We start from the raw sequence: 6,000 nt of genomic DNA, 5'->3' as shown, positions 1-6,000 counted from the left end.
TTATTTGCCCCTACCACAGTGCGTCCCCGACGACCATTGTCAATCAAAGCATCCACTGCTTCTTGCAGCATCCGCTTTTCGTTCCGCACAATAATTTCTGGTGCCAAAATTTCTTGCAAGCGTGCCAAACGATTGTTGCGGTTAATTACCCGCCGATACAAATCATTTAAATCGCTAGTGGCAAATCGTCCGCCATCTAGTTGCACCATTGGGCGCAAGTCGGGCGGAATCACGGGAATAACTGCCATTACCATCCACTCTGGTTTGGAACCAGTGGCGATGAAGTTGTCAATTACCCGCAGTCGCTTAATTAGCTTGGCCCGCTTTTGTCCTTTGGCATTGCCAATTTCTTCGCGTAAGCTTTCGGCTTCTTGTTCCAAATTGATATCGGCAAGCAAACGCAACAGCGCTTCAGCACCAATACCTACTTCTACGCCTTGCAGCACAGAATCTTCGCTATAAATTTGGTCTTCTATTTCCAACCACTGGTCTTCACTCAGTAGCTGTTTGTAAGTTAAAGTTTCGGCATTACCTGGACTCAGGACAACATAAGAGTTGAAATAGACAATCTGCTCGACATCCCGCAAGGGCATATCCAACAGGATGGAAATATAGCTAGGAATACCCTTGAGATACCAGACGTGAGCTACTGGTGCGGCGAGTTTAATATAACCCATCCGGTGACGACGCACCCGTGACTCGGTGACTTCTACACCACAGCGCTCACAAACAATACCTCTGTGACGAACTCTTTTATACTTGCCACAATGGCATTCCCAATCTTTCGCGGGGCCAAAGATGCGCTCACAAAATAAGCCATCCATCTCTGGCTTAAGAGTTCGGTAGTTAATCGTTTCTGGCTTGGTAACTTCACCGACTACTTGACCATTAGGCAATGTTCTCTCGCCCCATTGGCGAATGCGTTCAGGGGAAGCCAAGCCGATTTTTACGTAGTCAAACTGATTAGTTTGGGCAGGTCTCATAACTAGGGATTAGGGACTGGGGATTAGGGATTAGGGATTAGGGATTAGGGATTAGGGATTAGGAATTGGGAATTGCTGACTAAGACTAGAAATATAAATATCTGTTTTATATTTCTTCCCCAGTCACCAGTCCCCAGTCCCCAATCCCCAATCCTTATTCGTCTTCTTCCAGCGATTCGCGGGAAAGAGATTCATAAGTTGGTCGAGGAGGAGTGCGACGGGCTGATTGGTCTGCCATCAAATCGACTTCTACATCTAGAGAACTGCCGTCTGTTTGGGTTTCTACCTTGTGAACGGCAATGTCTAACCCCAATGATTGCAACTCGCGCATTAGCACCTTAAAGGACTCTGGGGTTCCAGGCCGAGGAATTGCCTTACCTTTAACGATCGCATTTAACGCTTCATTCCGTCCTTGCATATCGTCAGATTTAACTGTGAGCAATTCCTGTAAGGTGTAAGCTGCACCAAAGGCTTCCAATGCCCACACTTCCATTTCTCCAAACCTCTGACCACCTTGTTGTGCTTTACCACCCAAGGGTTGCTGAGTCACCAGTGAGTATGGGCCTGTGGAACGGGCGTGAATCTTATCATCCACCAAATGCACCAGTTTCAGCATGTAAGCCACACCAATGGTAATTGCTCGGTCAAAGGGTTCACCTGTACGACCGTCATACACCATGATTTTGCCTGGGTTATCTGGGTTATATACCCAGTCTTTCCCTGTTTCGTCTCGTGCTTCTTGCAATTTGCCATGCACGATTCGGCGGGATGTCTCTTCACCGTACATTTCATCAAAGGGAGTAATCTTAAATCGTACTCCCAAGGTCTGGCCAGCCCAACCTAATAAGCACTCAAATACTTGTCCGACGTTCATCCGACTGGGTACACCCAAGGGGTTGAGTACAATGTCCACTGGTGAACCATCGGGCAAATAAGGCATATCTTCCGCCGGTAATATCCGAGAAATAATCCCTTTATTACCGTGGCGTCCTGCCATTTTGTCACCAACTTGGATTTTGCGCTTTTGGGCAACATACACCCGGACTACCATATTGGCTCCTGGCGGCAGTTCATCGCCTTGTTCACGAGTAAACAAGCGCACATCAACTACGCGACCTTTTTCACCGTTTGGTACTCGCAGAGAATTGTCTCGCACATCCCGTGCTTTCTCACCAAAGATGGCACGCAACAGTTTTTCTTCTGGCGGTTGGTCAGATTCACCCTTGGGTGTAACTTTTCCTACCAATATATCTCCAGCTTCTACCCACGCCCCAATGCGAATGATTCCTTGTTCATCCAACTGACGCAAGGCATCTTCCCCGACGTTGGGAATTTCTCTGGTAATTTCTTCTGGCCCCAGTTTGGTTTGTCTAGCTTCAATTTCATATTTTTCAATGTGAATTGAGGTGTAGACATCATCCTGCACCAGTCTTTCAGAGATTAAAATCGCGTCTTCGTAGTTGTAGCCTTCCCAAGGCATATAGGCAACGACGATATTTTGTCCTAGCGCCAATTCGCCTCCTTCGGTGGAGGAACCATCAGCCAATACCTGACCAGCTACAACCCGTTCACCAATGCGGACGAGAGGTTTCTGATTTAAACAGGTGTCTTGGTTGGAACGTTGGTACTTGGAAAGGGTGTACTTAATTTCTGCGGTATTAGCTTTAGGACGGACGCGAATTTCTGTAGCATCCACATAAGTGACATCGCCATCGGTACGCGATACAACCACCATCCCGGAGTCTCTTGCTCCTTGGGCTTCCAAACCAGTACCCACTAGAGGACGTTCTGGCTTAAGAAGGGGTACTGCTTGCCGTTGCATGTTCGATCCCATCAGCGCTCGGTTAGCGTCATCATGCTCCAAGAAAGGAATCATGCTGGTTGCTACCGACACAATCTGTACGGGAGAGACTGCTACGTAGTCCACCTGTTCTGGTGTTGTGGTGGAAAATTCTTGACGATAACGGACTGGCACTAGTGGCCCAATAATGTGCCCGGTTTCATCTACAGGAATATCTCCCGGAGCAACCCGTAGATCGTCTTCTTCATCGGCTGTCATGTAGGCTGGAGGCAGATCAAATCTGACTCGCCCATTTTCTACAGGTCTAAATGGTGTTTCGAGGAAGCCGTACAAGTTAACCCGCGCATGGGTTGCCAAGGAGCCAATCAATCCGGCGTTGGGGCCTTCTGGTGTCTCAATGGGGCAAATGCGTCCATAGTGACTAGGGTGAATATCTCGCACGGCAAACCCAGCGCGTTCGCGGGTTAAACCACCGGGGCCAAGGGCGCTCAGACGGCGTTTGTGGGTCAGTTCTGCTAAGGGATTGGTTTGATCCATGAACTGACTTAATTGGCTGGAACCAAAGAATTCTTTAATTGCTGCTACCAATGGTTTCGGATTTACCAAGGAAGCAGGAGTTAGCACTTCCGCATCTGATACGGTCATCCGTTCTCGAATAATTCTCTCTAAGCGGTTTAAGCCCACCCGCACTTGGTTTTGCAGCAATTCACCGACGCTTCTCACCCGTCGATTACCTAAGTGGTCAATGTCATCGATATTACCGATGTCATATTCTAGGTTGATCAGGTAATCTACGGCTGCCAAGATATCGCCAGCAGTCAACACGCGCATTGTGTCTGGAACAGAAAGGCGCAATTTCTTGTTGAGTTTGTACCGTCCAACGCGACCAAGGTCATAGCGTTTCGGGTCAAAGAATCGGGAGTCTAGTAACTGTTGTCCACCTAATACTGTGGGTGGTTCACCAGGACGCAGTTTCCGATATAACTCCATCAGGGCTTCTTCTTCTGAAAATTGCCCTTCTTTTTCGATGGTTTTTTGGAAATATTCGGGGTGGCGTAAGGCGTCAAAGATTTCGTTGTCTGATAACCCTAAAGCTTTTAGAAGTACTTGCGCTGAGAGTTTGCGGGTTTTGTCAATCCGTACCCAGACCAAATCGTTACGGTCTGTTTCAAATTTCAGCCATGCTCCCCGGTTGGGAATTAAGCTAGCTGAATAAGTCCGTCGCCCGTTTTTGTCGATTTCTGATTTGTAATAAACTCCTGGCGATCGCACGATTTGGTTGACAATTACCCGCTCGGCTCCGTTAATAATAAACGTGCCGCGATCGGTCATCAAAGGCAAATCACCAATGAATACCTCTTGCTCTTTGATTTCCCCGGTTTCCTTATTAATCAACCGTGTGGGAACATACATTTGGACAGCATAAGTACTATCCCGCCGTTTGGCTTCTTCGACGCTATACTTTGGCTCCTTGAGTTTGTAGTTATGACCCAAAAAGTGCAGTTCTAATTTGCCCGTATAATCTGTAATAGGACTAAAGGAGTTAAGTTCTTCTATCAGCCCTTCTTCCAAAAACCAGCGAAAGCTAGAACGCTGGATTTCAATCAAGTCGGGCAATAGAAAGGCGGGTTCCATGTATGTTTCTTTAGTCATGCCTCTTCCTTTGTCAACCTGGTAAAATTTTCCCTTGGACACTGCCGTTTTACGCTTCCCACTTCTAGCTAGTGTCCTTAGCTGTTTGGGAACTCCTTCTTACACACTTGCTATTTACAGGTGTGGGCAAACGCAGCTATTAAAGCTGGAATGAGCAATTTGGACAAGGGGGTAATCGCCCAAAATCGGGGACTCAGACGCCAAAAACCCACTATAGTCTTGATTTAAGAAGAATATACAGTTGAGATATTTCTGAGTTTTATCTACTTTCTTCATTTCCCCTCCAAAAAGCGCGTTAATTTGCTGACGCAGCTCTAGACGGTGTGTCTTATTATATCCACCCGGCTATTTATACTCTCAGTGACATCTTAGATATCCTAAGACTGAGGGAACGATCCGCACCTTGTCGGCTTTGAATCAGAATCACTTCATTTTGCTGGATTGTACTCACAAGGCAATTTCGTTTAACGATTTTGAATAGGTTCGATACACACCAAGCCGATATTGTGCAATCTTGCTCAACTTGGGTTGGGACAGTTAGTCATGTGTGGAGAGCATCCGCTTGTAGAGAATTGGAGGATGGCCAAGCCGATAACAGTGCGGAAAATTAGGCTCAGAAATTTTAGCTTCCTTCCTTTATCATTATGGCGCAAGCAAAATGTTTTTGAGGGAATAATATTACCATATTTTCCCTCTCTAGAGTTTTATTTTTTTTAGCACAACGGAATAAAAGAGAATTATTGCACGCTTTATATTGACAGACCAAATAATTCACAAGCATTCTGGGTGGTTTGATGGGCGATCGCCTCTACCGTTTCCTGACGCAGTTTAGCTACTTGCTCGGCTACATATTGCACGTAGGCAGGCTCGTTACGTCTCTCCCCTCGTTTCGGAACTGGGGCTAGAAACGGGCAGTCTGTTTCAATCAGTAGGCGATCGCTACTTACCATCGCCGCCGAGGATTGGATCGCTTTGGCGTTTTTGAACGTTACCGTCCCGCTAAAGCTGATGTAGAACCCCAAATCGAGAAACCATTGAGTTTCTTCTGGCGTTCCTCCCCAGCAATGCATGACGCCCCGCACTCTTTCTCCTTTGAGTTCCCGCCATTTTTGCAACACCTCTCTGGTTGCCACAGCAGCGTCGCGGCAGTGGATAATTACTGGTAAGTTGAGTTCAGATGCGATCGCTAACTGTGACTCAAACACCATCAACTGATGCTCATAGTTATCAGCTTTGTAAAAATCCAGCCCCATTTCCCCAATTGCTACCACATGAGAGTCAGAACTCGCTAAAGTTTTGATTTTCTCGGCTGTTTCGCGATCCCATTTATCAGCATCTAAAGGATGTAATCCTACGGCAAAGCTGATTTCGGGAAACTCGTGCGCTATGGATTGAATTCTCTTAAACTCCTCTGGGTGAACACAAGAATGTACTAAACGTACTACTCCTGCTTCTTGCCACCGCGATCGCACTGTTGCTAAATCCGGCTGGAAACTATCAAAGTTGAGATGAACGTGCGTGTCTATCAGCTGCATTCTTTGCCCTTTGTCATTGGTCATAAAT

2 protein-coding genes and 1 pseudogene are annotated in these 6,000 nt (G+C 46.8%); all 3 read right to left on the bottom strand.

Annotated features, from left to right (window positions below; translation table 11 throughout):
• Window positions 1-983, bottom strand: a pseudogene (rpoC1, locus tag V7K25_RS13235) (DNA-directed RNA polymerase subunit gamma); the annotation flags it as partial.
• A gap of 154 nt (window positions 984-1,137) precedes the next feature.
• On the bottom strand, window positions 1,138-4,437 hold the full coding sequence (gene rpoB, locus V7K25_RS13230) for a DNA-directed RNA polymerase subunit beta (RefSeq protein ID WP_335158585.1): 3,300 nt from the start codon (window positions 4,435-4,437) through the stop codon (window positions 1,138-1,140).
• Between the two features lie 749 nt (window positions 4,438-5,186).
• On the bottom strand, window positions 5,187-5,972 hold the full coding sequence (locus tag V7K25_RS13225; RefSeq protein ID WP_335158593.1) for a TatD family hydrolase: 786 nt from the start codon (window positions 5,970-5,972) through the stop codon (window positions 5,187-5,189).
• Window positions 5,973-6,000 lie beyond the last annotated feature (28 nt).

Source organism: Nostoc sp., from assembly GCF_036919495.1.
Classification (GTDB): domain Bacteria; phylum Cyanobacteriota; class Cyanobacteriia; order Cyanobacteriales; family Nostocaceae; genus Nostoc.
The sequence above is the reverse complement of the archived record's forward strand: the minus strand, read 5'-3'. Positions and strand labels throughout refer to the sequence as shown.

What these genes read in the sequence shown, in the direction of transcription:
- rpoB (WP_335158585.1), bottom strand. Translation starts at nt 4,437, where the DNA reads ATGACTAAAGAAACATACATGGAACCCGCCTTTCTATTGCCCGACTTG.
- V7K25_RS13225 (WP_335158593.1), bottom strand. Translation starts at nt 5,972, where the DNA reads ATGCAGCTGATAGACACGCACGTTCATCTCAACTTTGATAGTTTCCAG.